The 17,997-nt window shown below is 40.8% G+C and carries 19 protein-coding genes; 15 read left to right on the top strand and 4 right to left on the bottom strand.

The window, feature by feature from the left end; all coding sequences use genetic code 11:
• Positions 1 to 149 precede the first annotated feature (149 nt).
• The 3 genes from PCY17_RS06325 (at position 150) to manA (ending at position 3,045) form a co-directional block, all read left to right on the top strand.
• A complete protein-coding gene (locus PCY17_RS06325) occupies positions 150 to 410 on the top strand; it encodes a SemiSWEET family transporter (RefSeq protein ID WP_001291473.1) in 261 nt (86 codons plus the stop codon).
• 131 nt (positions 411 to 541) lie between these two features.
• Complete coding sequence (locus PCY17_RS06330; protein ID WP_000136073.1) at positions 542 to 1,981, top strand: 6-phospho-beta-glucosidase; 1,440 nt, start codon at positions 542 to 544, stop codon at positions 1,979 to 1,981.
• A 119-nt stretch (positions 1,982 to 2,100) separates the two neighbouring features.
• Positions 2,101 to 3,045, top strand: a complete 945-nt coding sequence (gene manA, locus PCY17_RS06335; RefSeq protein ID WP_268721661.1) for a mannose-6-phosphate isomerase, class I — start codon at positions 2,101 to 2,103, stop codon at positions 3,043 to 3,045.
• Positions 3,046 to 3,085: 40 nt separating this feature from the next.
• On the opposite strand, the gene PCY17_RS06340 is transcribed toward manA, so the two are convergent.
• Positions 3,086 to 4,426, bottom strand: a complete 1,341-nt coding sequence (locus tag PCY17_RS06340; protein WP_301392215.1) for a sodium-dependent transporter — start codon at positions 4,424 to 4,426, stop codon at positions 3,086 to 3,088.
• A gap of 366 nt (positions 4,427 to 4,792) precedes the next feature.
• Here PCY17_RS06340 and PCY17_RS06345 point away from each other — a divergent pair, with 366 nt between their 5' ends.
• On the top strand, positions 4,793 to 5,533 hold the full coding sequence (locus PCY17_RS06345) for a MerR family transcriptional regulator (protein WP_000274773.1): 741 nt from the start codon (positions 4,793 to 4,795) through the stop codon (positions 5,531 to 5,533).
• A 44-nt stretch (positions 5,534 to 5,577) separates the two neighbouring features.
• Here PCY17_RS06345 and PCY17_RS06350 read toward each other — a convergent pair whose 3' ends face one another.
• From PCY17_RS06350 to PCY17_RS06360, 3 genes are read right to left on the bottom strand one after another with little or no spacing between them, the layout of a single operon-like run.
• Positions 5,578 to 6,099, bottom strand: coding sequence for a DUF1697 domain-containing protein (locus tag PCY17_RS06350; RefSeq protein ID WP_000400042.1), 522 nt, complete (start codon positions 6,097 to 6,099; stop codon positions 5,578 to 5,580).
• Positions 6,100 to 6,112: 13 nt separating this feature from the next.
• Entirely contained in the window at positions 6,113 to 7,294 is a 1,182-nt protein-coding gene (locus PCY17_RS06355; RefSeq protein WP_049520587.1) for an NAD(P)/FAD-dependent oxidoreductase, read from the bottom strand.
• A 57-nt stretch (positions 7,295 to 7,351) separates the two neighbouring features.
• Complete coding sequence (locus tag PCY17_RS06360; RefSeq protein WP_049520578.1) at positions 7,352 to 8,197, bottom strand: DegV family protein; 846 nt, start codon at positions 8,195 to 8,197, stop codon at positions 7,352 to 7,354.
• Positions 8,198 to 8,321: 124 nt separating this feature from the next.
• Between PCY17_RS06360 and PCY17_RS06365 the strand changes: the two genes are divergently transcribed.
• From PCY17_RS06365 to PCY17_RS06415, 11 genes are all read left to right on the top strand, one after another.
• Complete coding sequence (locus PCY17_RS06365; protein WP_000003897.1) at positions 8,322 to 8,879, top strand: TetR/AcrR family transcriptional regulator; 558 nt, start codon at positions 8,322 to 8,324, stop codon at positions 8,877 to 8,879.
• Between the two features lie 18 nt (positions 8,880 to 8,897).
• Positions 8,898 to 9,365 (top strand): cytidine/deoxycytidylate deaminase family protein, encoded by a 468-nt coding sequence (locus PCY17_RS06370; RefSeq protein WP_049478306.1) that lies wholly within the window; start codon positions 8,898 to 8,900, stop codon positions 9,363 to 9,365.
• An 88-nt stretch (positions 9,366 to 9,453) separates the two neighbouring features.
• Complete coding sequence (gene upp / locus PCY17_RS06375) at positions 9,454 to 10,083, top strand: uracil phosphoribosyltransferase (protein WP_000515974.1); 630 nt, start codon at positions 9,454 to 9,456, stop codon at positions 10,081 to 10,083.
• A 172-nt stretch (positions 10,084 to 10,255) separates the two neighbouring features.
• A complete protein-coding gene (clpP, locus tag PCY17_RS06380) occupies positions 10,256 to 10,846 on the top strand; it encodes an ATP-dependent Clp protease proteolytic subunit ClpP (RefSeq protein ID WP_000613467.1) in 591 nt (196 codons plus the stop codon).
• 78 nt (positions 10,847 to 10,924) lie between these two features.
• On the top strand, positions 10,925 to 11,194 hold the full coding sequence (locus PCY17_RS06385) for a YlbG family protein (protein ID WP_049478307.1): 270 nt from the start codon (positions 10,925 to 10,927) through the stop codon (positions 11,192 to 11,194).
• 88 nt (positions 11,195 to 11,282) lie between these two features.
• Entirely contained in the window at positions 11,283 to 12,443 is a 1,161-nt protein-coding gene (locus PCY17_RS06390; protein WP_301392243.1) for an ABC transporter substrate-binding protein, read from the top strand.
• Positions 12,444 to 12,562: 119 nt separating this feature from the next.
• Positions 12,563 to 13,432, top strand: coding sequence for a branched-chain amino acid ABC transporter permease (locus tag PCY17_RS06395; RefSeq protein ID WP_000941413.1), 870 nt, complete (start codon positions 12,563 to 12,565; stop codon positions 13,430 to 13,432).
• 3 nt (positions 13,433 to 13,435) lie between these two features.
• The gene (locus PCY17_RS06400) at positions 13,436 to 14,392 is read left to right on the top strand and encodes a branched-chain amino acid ABC transporter permease (RefSeq protein WP_000856262.1); all 957 of its coding nucleotides are present in this window, start codon (positions 13,436 to 13,438) and stop codon (positions 14,390 to 14,392) included.
• Positions 14,392 to 15,156, top strand: a complete 765-nt coding sequence (locus tag PCY17_RS06405; protein WP_001186014.1) for an ABC transporter ATP-binding protein — start codon at positions 14,392 to 14,394, stop codon at positions 15,154 to 15,156. Before PCY17_RS06400 ends, PCY17_RS06405 begins: the two co-directional genes overlap by 1 nt.
• Positions 15,156 to 15,866, top strand: coding sequence for an ABC transporter ATP-binding protein (locus PCY17_RS06410; RefSeq protein ID WP_242745813.1), 711 nt, complete (start codon positions 15,156 to 15,158; stop codon positions 15,864 to 15,866). Before PCY17_RS06405 ends, PCY17_RS06410 begins: the two co-directional genes overlap by 1 nt.
• A gap of 352 nt (positions 15,867 to 16,218) precedes the next feature.
• Positions 16,219 to 17,997, top strand: coding sequence for a phosphotransferase (locus PCY17_RS06415; RefSeq protein WP_215804490.1), 1,779 nt, complete (start codon positions 16,219 to 16,221; stop codon positions 17,995 to 17,997).

Below are 17,997 nucleotides of genomic sequence, written 5' to 3' on the forward strand. Positions count from 1 at the left end.
AACGGAGCAATTCGGTCTTTTTTCTGTTCCCTCTTTCTTATAACAAGATTGTGATAGTTTATATCTTTATAACAAAAGTTTTAAAGACTTGATTGTTTTGAAAGAATATTTTAAAATAAGATTCAGTAAAAATGAAAGAGGTTTTGAAAATGTCTGAAAAACAAATGAAAATTTTAGGTTGGGTAGCGACCTTTATGTCTGTTATGATGTATGTGTCTTACTTCCCACAAATTATGAACAACCTGGCTGGTCAAAAAGGGAACTTTATCCAGCCCTTGGTTGCAGCCATCAACTGTAGTCTCTGGGTTTACTACGGTCTTTTCAAGAAAGAAAGAGATATTCCACTTGCGGCTGCTAATGCACCAGGTATCGTTTTTGGCCTAGTAACGGCTATCACAGCTTTGATTTAAAAAGAAGACTGGTTTCAGTCTTTTTTTCGTATATATAAAAGTAAGTTTAGTGCTATTATTATCCAGAGGGTTCCAAACTTTTTGCCTCCTTTTTAGTATAATAGAAGTAATAAATCAATCGAGGTAAAGTGATGACAGAAATACTACAATTTCCAGAAGGATTCCTCTGGGGTGGTGCTACGGCAGCTAATCAATGTGAGGGTGCTTATAATCAAGATGGCCGTGGTCTTGCTAATGTGGATGTGGTACCGATTGGTCCAGACCGTGAGGCTATTATTACAGGTCAGAAAAAGATGTTTTCGTTTGAGGAGGGCTATTTTTACCCAGCAAAGGAAGCCATTGATATGTACCATCATTACAAGGAAGATATTGCGCTTTTTGCAGAAATGGGATTTAAAACCTATCGACTTTCCATTGCTTGGACTCGGATTTTTCCTCAAGGTGACGAAGCAGAGCCAAATGAAGTTGGTCTAGCTTTTTATGAGGATTTATTTAAGGAATGCCACAAGTATGGAATTGAACCACTGGTGACCATCACGCATTTCGATTGCCCCATGCACTTAATTAGGGAGTACGGTGGTTGGCGCAATCGTCGTATGTTGGACTTTTACGCAAATCTCTGTCACACCCTCTTTACCCGTTACAAGGGCTTGGTCAAGTACTGGCTCACCTTCAACGAAATCAATATGATTCTGCATGCCCCCTTTTTAGGAGCTGGGATTTGTTTTGAAGAAGGAGAAAATCAAGAACAGATCAAATACCAAGCAGCCCACCATGAGCTGGTAGCCTCGGCTATGGCGACTAAAATTGCTCACGAAATTGATCCAGAAAACAAGGTGGGATGTATGTTGGCAGCAGGACAATACTATCCCAACACTGCCCATCCGAGAGACTACTGGGCAGCTATGGAGGAAGACCGTAAGAGTTACTTCTTCATTGACGTCCAAGCGCGTGGGGAATACCCAAACTATGCCAAGAAACAGTGGGAGCGTGAGGGGATAGAAATTGAAATGACGGCAGAGGATTTGGATTTGTTGAAGAATCACACTGTTGATTTTGTTTCCTTCTCTTACTATGCGAGTCGAGTGGCCTCAGGCGATCCAGAAGTGACGAATCTGACCGCTGGAAATGTCTTTGCCTCTATCAAAAATCCTTATCTAGAATCCTCTGAATGGGGTTGGCAGATTGACCCACTGGGGCTTCGTATCACCCTCAATGCTATCTGGGATCGTTATCAAAAGCCTATGTTCATCGTAGAAAATGGCCTCGGTGCTATGGACACGCCAGATGAAAATGGATACGTAGCAGATGACTATCGGATTGCTTATCTAGAAGCCCACATCAAGGCTATGCGAGATGCTATTTACCAAGATGGCGTTGAATTGCTTGGTTATACGACTTGGGGTTGTATAGATCTGGTTTCTGCTGGAACAGGCGAAATGAACAAGCGTTATGGTTTTATCTATGTGGATCGTGATAATGCAGGTCAAGGAAGTCTCAAACGGAGCAAGAAGAAATCCTTCTACTGGTACAAGGATGTCATTGCCAGCAATGGTGCAAGTATTAAGTAGAGCACATTTGTTCACTATTTTTATAAAATCTTCTCCCTACTTTATAAGATGTGAAAAAGAGTTCAATTAGACCTGGCTTTTTGCTATAATGAAGTGAGAAAAATAGACAGGAGATCAAGATGTCAGAACCATTATTTTTACAATCAGTTATGCAAGAAAAAATCTGGGGTGGAACCAAGCTACGTGATGAGTTTGGCTACGACATTCCAAGTGAAAAAATCGGAGAATACTGGGCTATTTCAGCCCACCCAAATGGAGTTTCAAAGGTCGCTAATGGGCGTTTTGAGGGAACAGACCTAGCTACTTTGTATGCGGAACACCGTGAATTGTTTGGTAACCGTCCAGAACCTGTGTTTCCACTGTTGACCAAGATTCTCGATGCCAACGACTGGCTCAGTGTCCAAGTTCACCCAGACGATACCTATGGACTAGAGCACGAAGGCGAGTTAGGGAAAACAGAGTGTTGGTACATCATCGCAGCAGACGAAGGTTCAGAGATTATCTATGGCCACAATGCCAAATCAAAAGAAGAACTCCGCCAGCAAATCGAGGACAAGAACTGGGATACCTTGCTGACAAAAGTTCCAGTTAAAGCTGGAGATTTCTTCTATGTACCAAGCGGAACCATGCACGCTATCGGGGCGGGTATCTTGATTCTTGAAACCCAGCAGTCTAGCGATACCACCTACCGTGTTTATGACTTTGACCGCAAGGACGACAAGGGCAACTTGCGTGAACTTCACCTTGAAAAATCCATCGATGTTTTAAACATTGGAGAGCCTGCCAATAGCCGTCCTGTAACTGTCAAAGCTGATGATTTACGTTCAACTCTTCTTGTGTCTAATGGCTTCTTCGCAGTTTACAAATGGGAAATTACTGGAAAAGTTGACTTTGAAAAGACAGCAGACTACAGCCTGTTCAGTGTCTTGGCTGGTCAGGGTCACCTGACTGTTGACGGGGAAAATTATCCAATCCAAAAAGGCAGCCACTTTATCCTACCAAGTGATGTTGAAGCTTGGGTCTTGGAAGGGCAAGGTTTGGAATTGATTGTTAGCCATCCATAAAAAAGAAAGGGCCTGAGTTTACTACTCAAGTCCTTTTTGATTACATAAATTGGGCGATAAAAACCACAATGATGATGATTGGAATGATAAAACGAAGAAGGAAGAGCCAGACTTGGAAAAGTCCTTGTTTCCAGGCTCTTTCATCAAGATGCAGTTCCTCCATGGCAAGGGCCTTTTTAAAGATATAGCCAGTAAAAAGTGACAGGCAGAGGGCTCCAAATGGCATGAGGAGATTGGAAACCAAGAAATCCATAGCATCAAAGAAAGTCTTCCCAAAGATATGAACATCCGCCATGACCCCATAGGATAGAGCTGAAGGAATTCCAAAGACAAAGGTCAAGATTCCTAAAATAGCACTCCATTTAGCACGCTTGCGGTTGTCCTGATTGGTGATATTGCCCACATTGATTTCCAGCATCACGACAGAGGAAGTGACCGTCGCAAAGAGGAAGAGCAAGAGGAAAAGAATGTAGAAAATAGTTCCAAAAGGCATCTTGTCAAAGAGTTGAGGCAAGACGATAAAGAGCAGGCTTGGTCCCCCTTCAGACTGAATATTGAAGGCTGACATGGCTGGGAAAATAGCTAGTCCCGCCATGATGGATACCGATATGTTCATGGCTACGATGGAAATCCCTGACTGGACCAGATTGGTTTTCTTGTCCAAGTAGGATGCATAGGTCAGCATGGCTGTCACCCCTAGTGAGAGAGCAAAGAAAGATTGTCCCAGGGCATAGAGGAGACCAGCGCTAGTTAGTTTTGAAAAGTCTGGTTTGAGGAAGTAGAGAACCCCTTCCATGGCATTTGGCAAGCTGAGAGAGCGCCCGATGATGACGACAAAGATGATAAAGAGCAGCGGCATCATGACTTTCGAAGCTCTTTCAATCCCTTTTTGAACCCCACGTGATACAATAAAGATATTCAACAAGATAAAGGCTGCTTGAGCTCCTAGGGCAATGGCTGGATTTGAAATGATTGAAGTAAATAACTGAGCATAATCACCCGTTCCACCAAGTTGGAACAATTTCCCAAACTCAATACCTAGATAGACTAGAATCCATCCACCGATAACACTGTAAAAGGAGAGAAGGATAAAGAGGGCAAAGGCACCAATCCAACCGATAAAGTTGTACTTGCTATTGTTACCAAGTTTTCCAAAGGTTTTGATAGCGGAAACGCCAGCACTACGGCCAAGGGCAAACTCAGCCAGCAGGAGCGGGAAGCCGATTAAAATAGTGGAAATGAGAAAGACCAGTAAAAAGCCTCCACCGCCATTAGCAGCAGTCATGTAGGGGAACTTCCAAACGGCTCCAAGTCCGATAGCTGAACCAGCAGATGCTAGTATAAAGCCTAGTTTCGAGCCCCATTGCGATTTTTCTGACATAGTTGAAACTCCAATCTCGTTTTTTAAAATAAGAAAAGGCTACTTGAGTTGTCAAATAGCCTTCTCTCAATGGCTCTCTATGAGCCTTCTGTTTGATTGATAGACTTGACTATCCTATCATGTTTTCAAAGGTCTGTCAAGAAAACCATTTTCAAGTTTTCACACCTTTCTCAAAAAGTTAAAAATTTTTCTCAAAAACGCTTGACTCTGACCTAGGGGGAGGGGTTATACTATCAATGTAATACTCTTCGAAAATCTCTTCAAACCACGTCAGCTTTATCTGCAATCTCAAAGCTGTACTTTGAGCATCCTGCGGCTAGCTTCCTAGTTTGCTCTTTGATTTTCATTGAGTATAAGGAGGAAATCATGTACCATATAAAAGAAGCTGCGCAGCTTTCAGGTGTCTCTGTCAAGACTCTGCACCACTACGATAAGATAGGGCTCTTGGTTCCCTTAAAGTCGGAAAACGGCTATCGAACCTATAGTCAAGAGGATTTGGAACGACTTCAGGTCATTCTGTATTACAAATATCTAGGCTTTTCTTTAGAAAAAATAGCAGAGCTGTTAAAGGAAGAAAGGAAAGATTTATTGCCTCATTTGACTAGGCAGTTGGACTATCTAACTCGAGAAAGGCAACATCTGGATACCTTGATTTCCACCTTGCAAAAAACCATTCAAGAACAAAAAGGAGAAAGAAAAATGACCATTGAGGAAAAATTCACTGGATTTAGCTATCAAGACAATCAAAAATACCACCAAGAAGCGGTAGAGAAATATGGTCAAGAAGTTATGGACCAAGCGCTTGAACGCCAGAAAGGTCACGAAGATGAGGCTACGGCTGCCTTTAACCAAGTTTTTCAAGTTTTGGCTCAAAACCTTCAAGCTGGTCTGCTTGCAACAGCGGCCGAAAACCAAGAGCAAGCAGCCAAACTATTGCAAGCTATTCGTACTTATGGATTTGACTGCTCTATTGAAGTATTCGGCCATATCGGTAAAGGCTACGTTTACAACCCAGAGTTTAAGGAAAACATTGACAAGTTTGGACCTGGTACAGCTCAATACACATCAGATGTTATTGCTGCTTACGTTCGGACACAGACAAAATAAAAATCAGCGGAGTTACCTCTGCTGATTTTTTCTGGTTTCAAGTACTATTTGGTTAATAGTTTTTCAACTACGTTTAACTTTCGCATGGTCAGAACCACGCCAAACAATTTTTCAAGATAGTTGGTATTGAGCTTTTTTTGTTTTGCAGTTCTAGGAAGATAGAGGTAGAGACAGTAATCGCCTACACAGATTTCTTCCTCGCCGTAGTCAGTTTTCAATTTTTCTAGTGGCAGACTTTGGATAAGTCCTTGATAAAGAATTACATGCACACGATCATGAAGATAGTCTTCTTTAAATGGATTCTCATGAACAATCTTTTCAAAATCGTTCTTATTCTTGATAACCATTTTTAAGTCGGCCCCAATTTTTTCCTTTATCAAAGTATGAACGCGTTCTCGTATTTCTTCTAAATCTGAGTCACTCTCAAGAATGATATTCCCACTTTGAATATAGGTTCGAACGTGTTGAAAACCAGCTTCTGTCAAAATATCTATCAAATAAGACATTTTCGGGATAGCATTTTTTCCATTAGGAGTAACACCTCTTAGTAAAATAATATGTTCCAAAGGACTTCCTTTCTTATTTGGTATTTATTGGATTTGAGCCTGCCACCCAGCCGGTGCAGAGGGCAGAAGTGATGTTAAAGCCACCCGTGTGGGCATTGATATCCAGTACCTCACCAGCAAAGTGGAGCCCAGGGACCAGTTTGCTTTCCAGTGTTTTAGGGTTGATTTCCTTGAGACTGACGCCCCCCTTGGTGACAAAGGATTTGGCAAGGGACATTTTTCCGGTCACAGGGATTTTGAGAGCCTTGATGGACTGGAGAAGTTGTTCGCTTTCCTTTTCAGTCAGTTGTTTGACTTTTTCAGGATAGCCTTGCACAAGAAATTCTGCCAAGCGTTCTGGAAGCAAAGTTTTTAAAGCATTTTTCAAGGATTTTTCCCGATTTTCTTCTAGAAATGCAGCCAAGTCCTTCTCAGAAAGTTGAGGCAAAACATCTAGCGAGAGAACCTCACCACCCTTTACAAAGCTAGACATACGCAGAGCAGCAGGACCTGACAAACCAAAGTGGGTAAAGAGCAGATCATGAGTGATGACATGCTTGCCATAGCTTAGGGTTACATCGTCTAGTGAAATCCCCTGAAGCGCTTTGTGTGGAAAATCAGTCAACAAAGGACTCTCAGCAGCCTCAAGCTCAGTAATGGTATGTTTAAAATGACGGGCGATCTCATGTCCAAAACCAGTCGAACCTGTAGAAGGATAGGATTTTCCGCCAGTTGTGACAATGAGTTTATCGCAAGTGAAGCTTTGGTCTGCGGACTTAAGGACAAACTGGTCGTCTATCTTTTTAACCGAAACAATTTCTGTTTGAGTAGCAACTTGACCACCGAGTTCAGTGATTTTCTTTTCTAGTGTCTCGATAATAGTCCGAGACTTGTCACTAGCAGGAAAGACGCGTCCGTGGTCTTCGACCTTAAGTTTAACACCATTTTCCGTAAAAAAGTTGATGATATCGTGGTTATCAAACTGGGAAAAGACACTGTATAAAAAGCGCCCGTTACCAGGAATTCCAGCCATTAGGTCATCTAAAGTTCCATTGTTGGTCACATTACAACGACCACCGCCCGTTCCAGCTAATTTTTTGCCAAGTTTGCGATTTTTTTCAATGAGTAGAGTTTTCTGATCATAAAAGCTACTGGAAATCGTAGCCATCATGCCAGCAGGTCCACCACCGATGACAATAGTATCAAAATGTTTCATAGCTCTATTGTACCACAAAAAACAAGAGATGCTTGGCATCTCTTGTTGCTCATAATCTTAGTTAATTTCATATCCCATCAACAAACCGCCATCTTCTGCATAAAAACTGCAGAGACCGGATGTTGGAACGATTTTGATAGTGGCTTGTGGGAATGTTTCCAGCAAGCGTTCTGACAATTGCTGACAGAATTTATCATTGCTGCGATGAGCCATGACGATACGGCCACCAGCGTAGCCAGCCTTGATGAGTTCTTCATAGGCTGCTTGAAGGGATTTTTTTGGTCCACGCGCTTTTTGGAGTAGTTCTAGGGTTCCAGTTTCACTTGCTTCCCCAACCATACGGATGTTGAGAAGACCGACAACTGTACCGATCAGCTTGCTTAAACGACCATTTTTTACCAAGTTATCAACCTTAGCGAGTACAAAAAGCAACTTCGTTTTTTCTTGGTAGGCTGTAATAGCTTCAACAATTTCCTCATAAGAAAGTCCTTGATCAATCAAGCTATTGATTTTATCGACAATCAAGTCAACCTCACCACCTGCAGACAATGTATCGATCACATGAATCTGAGTGTCAGGGTGTTCTTCCAGATAGATATTCTTAGCGAGCTGTGCACTATTATGGCTACCTGAAAGAGTACCAGTGATAGTAACGACAAAGATATGCTTAGCACCTTCAAATGCTCGCAAGTAATCATCAGGGCTAGGACAAGCTGATTTTGAAGCCTCAGAAGTCGCATACATGGTTTCCATCATGTGGTCAATGTCAAGATTGGCATCATCGATAAAGACCTGATCAGCTACTTGAATGGTTAAAGGAACACTAACAAATTCCGTATCAATAGCAGGAGTTGCCAGTTGACGATAATCACAACCAGAGTCAGCTACAATCTTCCAAGTCATAGAAATTCTCCATCTTTGTCACTTATACATTGACAAAGGTTCTGTCTTTTTTTACAATTATATCATGAAAGCCCTTGAAACAAAAGTACCACCTCTCTGTTGTCACAAGTAGAAAGAAATTGTTATGTCTGAACGTAAAATATCTGAAAAATCTCTTGAAAATCTCAGAAAATCAAATCAAGAATCCAATTTTTTAACCAGAGAAGCAATCGAGACGGCTCTTTTGCAACTTCTAGAGAAAAAAGACTTGGCCAAGATCAGCATTTCGGAGCTGGTCAAACGGGCGGGCGTCTCTCGTGCTGCCTTCTATCGTAACTATGACTCCAAAGAAGAGATTTTGGAAAGTGTTTTTAAACGCAGTGTCCATAACATTATGGAACAGTTGAGCCACTACGATGTTAAAACAGACCTTTATCTAGTCTGGGTACACCTTTTCCGCGCAGCCAAGAAAGAAGCCAAAGTTATCCAACTTGCTCTGGACTACCATTTGGAAAAGATTTTTGTCCAAGCCATGCAGGAATTTCTAGAAAAATACCACGGAAAGTCAAAAGGCGTTAGCAGCTACCTTCATTCCTTTTGGAGTTCTGCCATCGTATCGGTTCTGCTCAAATGGATCAAGGATGGCATGAAGGTTCCGGCTGAAAAGATTGCAGATTTACGCTTGCCATTTTTCAAAAAATAGAGGAAAAGGAGAAGACTTATGACAGAAAAAAGACTGGCTTGGGATGAGTACTTTGCAGCCCAGGCTTTACTGATTGCCAATCGTTCGACCTGCAAACGTGCCAAGGTGGGAGCTGTCCTCGTTAAGGACAATAAAGTCATTTCAACAGGCTACAATGGTTCCGTATCAGGAACAGAGCACTGTATCGATCACGAATGTCTGGTCATTGAGGGTCACTGTGTTCGAACCCTTCACGCTGAGGTCAATGCTATTCTCCAGGGGGCTGAACGAGGGGTTCCTAGAGGATTTACAGCTTATGTAACTCATTTCCCTTGTTTAAATTGTACAAAACAACTCTTACAAGTCGGTTGTAAACGTGTAGTCTATATCAATCAGTATCGTATGGATGACTATGCCAAATACCTTTATCAAGAAAAAGGCACCGAGTTGACCCATTTACCATTAGAGACTGTTCAGACAGCTCTTCAAGAGGCAGATTTGCTTTAAAAATTAATTAAAATAAATGGTTTAGAAAGCTTTTTAAACCGTTTTTTGATATAATAAGAAGAATAAATTGAAAGAAGGAACTCAGAAAATGGGAAAAATTGAAGTCATTAATCATCCACTCATTCAACACAAATTGTCAATCTTGCGTCGTACAGACACTTCTACAAAAGCTTTTCGTGAGCTAGTAGATGAGATTGCAATGTTGATGGGATATGAAGTACTTCGTGATCTTCCACTTGAAGACGTGGAAATCGAAACACCTATCACAAAGACCGTTCAAAAACAATTGGCTGGGAAAAAATTGGCGATTGTCCCAATCTTGCGTGCAGGTATCGGGATGGTAGATGGCCTCTTGAGCTTGGTTCCAGCAGCTAAAGTTGGTCATATCGGTATGTACCGTGATGAAGAAACCCTTCAACCAGTTGAATACTTGGTGAAATTGCCTGAAGATATTGACCAACGTCAAATCTTTGTCGTGGATCCAATGTTGGCAACGGGTGGTTCAGCTATCTTGGCTGTTGACTCCCTTAAAAAACGTGGCGCATCAAATATCAAGTTTGTCTGCCTAGTATCTGCTCCAGAAGGGGTGAAAGCTCTTCAAGAAGCACACCCAGATGTAGAAATCTTTACAGCAGCCTTGGATGAACGCTTGAACGAACACGGTTATATCGTTCCAGGTCTTGGAGATGCTGGAGACCGCTTGTTCGGTACTAAATAAAATCCCAAAGTAAATACTGAAACTAGAAGTTCGTTTTTGACTTGAAAGGAGGTTGAGTTTTTGTTTCTGTTTAGAGAATAGAGCAAAATTTGACCTTTTTTGACCAAAAAGATATAATAGTTCTGTATTGAGTCGTAAGACTAAGAAAATTCAACATTAAAAGGAGAAATGAATGATTCCTGTAGTTATTGAACAAACAAGCCGTGGAGAACGTTCCTATGATATTTACTCTCGTCTTCTGAAAGACCGCATCATCATGCTAACAGGTCCAGTTGAAGACAACATGGCCAACTCCGTTATCGCCCAGTTGCTCTTCTTGGATGCCCAAGATAGTACAAAAGACATTTACCTTTATGTCAATACACCTGGGGGCTCTGTTTCAGCTGGTTTGGCAATCGTTGATACCATGAACTTTATCAAGGCAGATGTCCAAACAATCGTTATGGGGATGGCTGCATCCATGGGGACTGTTATTGCATCAAGTGGCGCCAAAGGCAAACGTTTCATGCTTCCAAATGCAGAGTACATGATTCACCAACCAATGGGTGGTACAGGTGGTGGTACCCAACAAACCGATATGGCAATCGCTGCAGAGCACTTGCTTAAAACTCGTAAGACATTGGAGCAAATCCTTGCAGATAACTCTGGTAAATCAGTCGAGCAAATTCATGCAGATGCGGAACGTGATTACTGGATGAGTGCCCAAGAAACACTTGAATATGGCTTTATTGATGAAATCATGGCCAATAATTCTTTAAGCTAAGCAACCTAGAAAGCAAACTCGACGAAGTTTGCTTTTTTTGATATAATAGGAGAAGATTTCTTAGAAAGAGGATCCCTCATGTTTGAAAAAACAAATCGATCAGGATTAATCATCTATCTCTACTATAATCGAGACGCAAAAAAACTTCAGGAATACGGTGATATCTGTTACCATTCCAAAAAACGTCGTTACTTGCAGCTCTATGTTTCAACTGAGGAGCTAGATGACTTAGTTGAGAGATTAGGTAAGGAAAGATATATCAAGAAAATTAGACGTTGCCATATCCAAGAGCTAGAGACTCCCTTCGTTGGCAACCTCTATCGTAACGAAGAAAACGTTATCATTTAAAAAATTAAATAAATGTATTGACAATTTTCTGATAATTCGGTATATTCTTAACATACTATTTTTTGAAACAACTATAAGGAGATTAAAAATGAAGAAAAAATTTGCCCTATCTTTTGTGGCTCTTGCTAGTGTGGCTCTTCTTGCTGCCTGTGGAGAGGTCAAGTCAGGAGCGTCAAACACAACTGGAAATCCAGTAGACGAAAAAACAATTAAAATCGGTTTTAACTTTGAAGAGACAGGTGCTGTTGCAGCTTACGGTACAGCTGAACAAAAAGGTGCCCAACTTGCTGTAGACGAAATCAACGCTGCAGGTGGAATTGATGGAAAACAAATCGAAGTTGTAGATAAAGACAACAAGTCAGAAACTGCTGAAGCAGCTTCTGTTACAACAAACCTTGTTACCCAATCAAAAGTAGCAGCTATTGTAGGACCTGCGACATCTGGTGCAACTGCTGCAGCTGTAGCTAACGCTACTAAAGCTGGAGTGCCATTGATTTCACCAAGTGCTACTCAAGACGGTTTGACTAAAGGTCAAGATTACCTATTTATCGGAACATTCCAAGATAGCTTCCAAGGGAAGATTATTTCTAACTATGTAACAAACAAATTGAATGCTAAGAAGGTTGTTCTTTATACTGACAATGCTAGTGACTATGCTAAAGGTATTGCTAAATCATTCCGCGAATCCTACAAGGGTGAGATTGTAGCAGATGAAACGTTTGTAGCAGGTGATACAGACTTCCAAGCAGCCCTTACTAAAATGAAAGGCAAAGAGTTTGATGCTATCGTTGTTCCAGGTTACTACACAGAAGCAGGTAAAATTGTAAACCAAGCTCGTGGTATGGGAATTGATAAACCAATCGTTGGTGGTGATGGATTTAACGGTGAAGAATTTGTTCAACAAGCAACTGCTGAAAGAGCATCAAACATTTACTTCATCTCTGGATTCTCAACTACAGTTGACGTTTCTGCAAAAGCTAAAGCTTTCCTTGAAGCATACCGTGCTAAATACAATGAAGAGCCTTCAACATTCTCAGCTTTGGCCTATGACTCAGTTTACCTAGTAGCAAATGCTGCAAAAGGTGCTAAAAACTCAAGTGAGATCAAGGACAACCTTGCTAAAACCAAAGATTTTGAAGGTGTAACTGGTCAAACAAGCTTTGATGCTGACCACAATACAGTGAAAACTGCTTACATGATGACCATGAACAATGGTAAAGTTGAAGAAGCAGAAGTTGTAAAACCATAACATTAGAATAGTAATTGAAATGGGGAATGAGCCTTTGACTCACTCCCTGTTTCGGTGTTTATGAACTTGTGAAAATAATGAAATTTTCTAAAAAATAACGATAGAAAAGAGTGAATGCTATGCTCCAACAACTTGTGAATGGTCTAATTCTGGGTAGTGTTTATGCACTTTTAGCTCTGGGTTATACCATGGTTTATGGAATTATCAAACTCATCAACTTCGCCCATGGCGATATTTACATGATGGGTGCCTTTATTGGTTACTTTTTGATTAATTCTTTCCAAATGGATTTCTTTTTAGCTTTAATTATTTCAATGGCTGGAACTGCACTACTTGGTGTTGTGATTGAGTTTCTTGCCTACCGTCCTTTACGACACTCTACACGTATTGCTGTATTGATTACTGCCATCGGAGTGTCTTTCCTACTGGAATACGGAATGGTTTATCTAGTAGGCGCCAATACTCGTGCCTTCCCTCAAGCAATTGAAACAGTCCGCTTTGACTTGGGACCAATTAGCTTGACAAATGTTCAATTGATGATTTTAGCAGTTTCTGTGCTGTTGATGGTTTTATTACAATTGATCGTCCAAAAAACAAAAATGGGGAAAGCCATGCGTGCGGTATCAGTTGATAGTGACGCGGCTCAATTGATGGGAATTAATGTAAATCGCACAATCAGCTTTACCTTTGCTTTGGGTTCAGCCCTTGCTGGTGCAGCAGGTGTTCTCATTGCCCTTTACTACAACTCTCTTGAACCTTTGATGGGTGTGACTCCAGGTCTAAAATCATTCGTTGCGGCCGTTCTTGGTGGTATCGGTATTATTCCTGGTGCAGCTCTAGGGGGATTTGTGATTGGCTTATTGGAAACTTTTGCTACTGCCTTCGGTATGTCTGATTTCCGTGATGCTATCGTGTATGGAATCTTGCTTTTGATTCTGATTGTTCGACCTGCAGGTATCCTTGGTAAGAATGTGAAAGAGAAGGTGTAAACAATGAAGACAAATCTTAAAGTAAATATTCTCTGGTTATTCCTTCTGTTAGCGGGTTATGGATTGATTAGTGTACTGGTTTCTGCTGGTGTTCTCAATCTATTCCATGTCCAAATTTTAGAACAAATTGGAATTAATATCATCCTTGCAGTAGGTTTGAACTTAATCGTTGGTTTTTCAGGCCAATTCTCACTCGGTCATGCAGGTTTTATGGCAATTGGGGCTTATGCAGCAGCGATTATTGGTTCAAAATCACCAACCTATGGTGCCTTCTTTGGAGCAATGGTCTTGGGTGCCTTGATTTCTGGTGCAGTCGCTTTGCTCGTTGGGATTCCAACGCTTCGTTTAAAGGGTGACTACCTGGCTGTTGCGACACTAGGTGTTTCAGAAATCATTCGTATCTTTATCATTAATGGTGGAAGTTTGACCAACGGTGCTGCTGGTATCTTGGGTATTCCAAACTTTACCAACTGGCAAATGGTTTATCTTTTTGTAGTGATTACAACTATTGCAACTCTCAACTTCTTACGTAGTCCAATTGGACGCTCTACTCTATCTGTTCGTGAGGATGAGATTGCTGCAGAGTCTGTTGGGGTAAACACTACAAAGATCAAGATTATCGCTTTTGTCTTTGGTGCTATTACAGCAAGTATTGCTGGTTCACTTCAAGCTGGTTTTATCGGATCTGTTGTTCCAAAAGATTACACCTTTATTAATTCCATCAATGTGTTGATTATCGTTGTATTTGGTGGACTTGGATCGATTACTGGTACCATCGTTTCAGCGATTGTTTTAGGAATTTTAAATATGCTCCTTCAGGATGTAGCAAGCGTACGTATGATCATCTACGCTTTGGCTCTTGTATTGGTCATGATTTTCAGACCAGGTGGACTTCTTGGGACATGGGAATTGAGTCTATCACGTTTCTTTAAAAAATCGAAGAAGGAGGGACAAAATTAATGGCATTACTTGAAGTTAAACAGTTAACCAAACATTTTGGCGGTCTAACAGCTGTTGGAGATGTCACTCTTGAATTGAATGAGGGAGAATTGGTTGGTCTGATTGGACCAAACGGGGCTGGTAAAACAACCCTTTTCAATCTCTTGACCGGCGTTTATGAACCAAGCGAAGGTACTGTGACACTAGATGGTCACCTCCTAAATGGGAAAACTCCCTATAAGATTGCTTCACTTGGTCTCAGTCGTACTTTCCAAAATATTCGTTTGTTCAAGGACTTGACAGTTTTGGAAAATGTTTTGATTGCATTTAGCAATCATCATAAACAACATGTCCTTGCGAGCTTCCTACGCCTACCAGCTTTTTATAAGAATGAGGAAGAATTAAAAAGCAAAGCTTTGGACTTGCTGAAGATTTTTGATTTGGATGGTGACGCAGATACTCTTGCGAAGAATCTGGCCTATGGTCAACAACGTCGATTAGAAATCGTTCGTGCTCTGGCAACTGAACCTAAGATCCTCTTTTTGGACGAACCTGCAGCTGGTATGAATCCACAAGAAACGGCTGAATTGACAGAATTGATCCGTCGTATCAAAGATGAATTTAAAATTACCATCATGCTCATTGAACACGACATGAATTTGGTTATGGAAGTTACTGAGCGTATCTATGTTCTTGAATATGGTCGGTTGATCGCTCATGGGACTCCGGATGAGATCAAGAACAACAAACGCGTTATCGAAGCTTATCTAGGAGGTGAAGCCTAATGTCTATGTTAAAAGTTGAAAACCTCTCTGTGCATTACGGTATGATCCAAGCAGTTCGTGATGTAAGTTTTGAGGTCAATGAAGGTGAAGTTGTTTCTTTGATTGGTGCTAATGGTGCTGGTAAAACAACTATTCTTCGTACTCTTTCAGGTTTGGTTCGTCCAAGTGCTGGAAAAATTCAGTTTTTAGGCAAAGAAATTCAAAAGTTGCCAGCCCAAAAAATCGTGGCAGCTGGTCTATCACAAGTTCCTGAGGGACGCCATGTTTTCCCAGGTTTGACTGTTATGGAAAACTTGGAAATGGGAGCTTTCTTGAAGAAAAATCGAGAAGAAAATCAAGCCAACTTGAAAAAAGTCTTTTCTCGCTTCCCTCGTTTGGAAGAACGTAAAAACCAAGATGCGGCAACTCTTTCAGGTGGTGAACAGCAGATGCTGGCTATGGGACGCGCTCTCATGTCTACACCTAAGCTCCTTCTCTTGGATGAGCCGTCAATGGGACTTGCCCCGATCTTTATCCAAGAAATTTTCGATATCATTCAAGATATTCAGAAGCAAGGAACAACGGTTCTCCTAATTGAACAGAACGCTAACAAGGCCCTTGCTATCTCTGACCGTGGTTATGTACTTGAAACAGGCAAGATCGTCCTATCAGGAACAGGAAAAGAACTCGCAGCATCAGATGAAGTCAGAAAAGCATACCTAGGTGGCTAAAACAATCCAGTGGATTGTTTTAGTCGGCGGATAAGGATTGCGCAAGCAATTCTCCTCTAGTCTGGGAGACTAGTTTAGGTTGTGGATGGAGATTGCGCAAGTAATCATCCAATCCAGTGGATTGTTTTAGTCAGCGGATAAGGATTGCAGCCAAGCGACACCTAATACGACTACTTATCAAAAATATAAAATATTTCAGGGCTCCAGAATAAGGAGCTCTTTTATTTATATATTTTTTGAGGAAAGGGAAAAAGACCTTAATTTTTACTCATTGTTTCCCTATTTGAATTGGCAGTCATTTTTGTTCATATTATAATATTAGTAAGAAAAAATTGAACAGGAGGACTGAGAAATGCTAACAGAAAAACAATTTAAACTTTTGCGTTTTATGTTGATACATAAAGAAAAGACATTTACTCAGCGACAGTTAGCTGAAGAGTTAGACCTATCTTTAGGAACAATCAACACATTATTGAAAAAACTGAAAGAAGAGAAGTGGGTTGATGAGGAGCTTCACTTAACTGAACTAGGTCAGAAAGTTTTAGAACCCTATCGAGTAAAAAATGCCATTATAATGGCTGCTGGCATGAGTAGCCGTTTTGCTCCTTTGTCTTATGAGATTCCCAAAGGATTGCTTCAAGTCAAGGGTGAACGCTTGATAGAGAGGGAAATCAGACAGCTGCAAGAAGCAGGAATAGAAGATATAACCGTTATTGTAGGCTATCTTCAAGAAAAAATGTTCTATCTTGCAGAGAAGTTTGGTGTAAAAATTGTAGTAAATAATGATTACTACAAATATAATAACTGTTCGTCTCTTATGTTGGTTAAAAATCAACTTTCCAACACGTATATTTGTTCATCGGATAATTATTTTGTGGAAAATCCTTTTGAGCAATATATTTATAGGGGTTACTACTCGACGATATTTGCAGAAGGTCAAACGGACGAATATTGTACTATAGAGGATTCGAATCACACCATCATTGATATCCAGATTGGTGGAGAAAATACTTGGGCTATGGTGGGGCACGTTTATTTTGACCGTGCATTTAGCGAGAAATTCAAGGAAATTTTAGAAACCGAGTTTAAACACGAACCTTATCGTGAACAGCTTTGGGAGGATTACTATAGTCGGCATGTCAAGAAACTCCTTTTAGAAGCCCGCCACTATTCAGCGGATATTGTTAAAGAATTCGACTCTCTAGATGAACTCCGTCAATTTGATGAACGTTATTTGGTAAATGCAGATTCGGCCATTATTGATAATATCTGTAAGACATTAAAGTGTGTGGCTTCAGATATTGTCAATATCAAACCTCTAAAAGATGGGTTAACCAACACATCATTTTCATTTGACTGTCTAGGAAAAAGATATGTTTACCGTCATCCGGGTAGGGGAACGGAAAATTATATCGACCGAGCTAGTGAAGCAGCTTCTATGGAAATTGCTGCAAAATTAAAGATTGACCGTACCTTCGTAGCTATGAACAAGGATGAGGGCTGGAAAATTTCAGAATTTATTCCCAATGCTAAGCAACTGGATTATGATAATTGGGATGATGTGGCACAAGCAATGGACCTCCTGAGACGGTTACACCAATCTGGAGAAAAAACGGAACATTCCTTTGACCAATTTGAGGGAATTATTGATTTTAGAGAAAAATTGAAGGCTAGAAATCGGTTCGAGTTTGATGGTCTCGAGGAACTGGATAAAACCGTCTCACTTCTCAAAAACTATTTACAGAATGATCCGAAACAGGTTGTCCTTTGTCATGGAGATTCCTATAGTCCTAATTTTTTGTTAAATGAAGCAGGCGAAATGAGCTTGATTGATTGGGAATATTCTGGAATGGGAGAGCCAGCAGGAGATTTGGGCACCTTTATCGCGTGTTCCAATTATACCGTAGAGGATGCTGAAAAAGTACTGGAATTGTATTTGCAAGAAGTACCAGATAAGAAAACCAAACGTCACTATTTGGCTTATGTAGCAGTAACCTCATATTATTGGTTCTTGTGGGCTTTGTTCCAGGAGAGTGTCGGAAAACCAGTTGGTGAATTTCTCTACATCTGGTATCGCTATACCAAACAATATGGACAACTAGCTCTTGATTTGTATTTGGAGGAAAACTAA

Source organism: Streptococcus sp. SO2 (assembly GCF_030440025.1).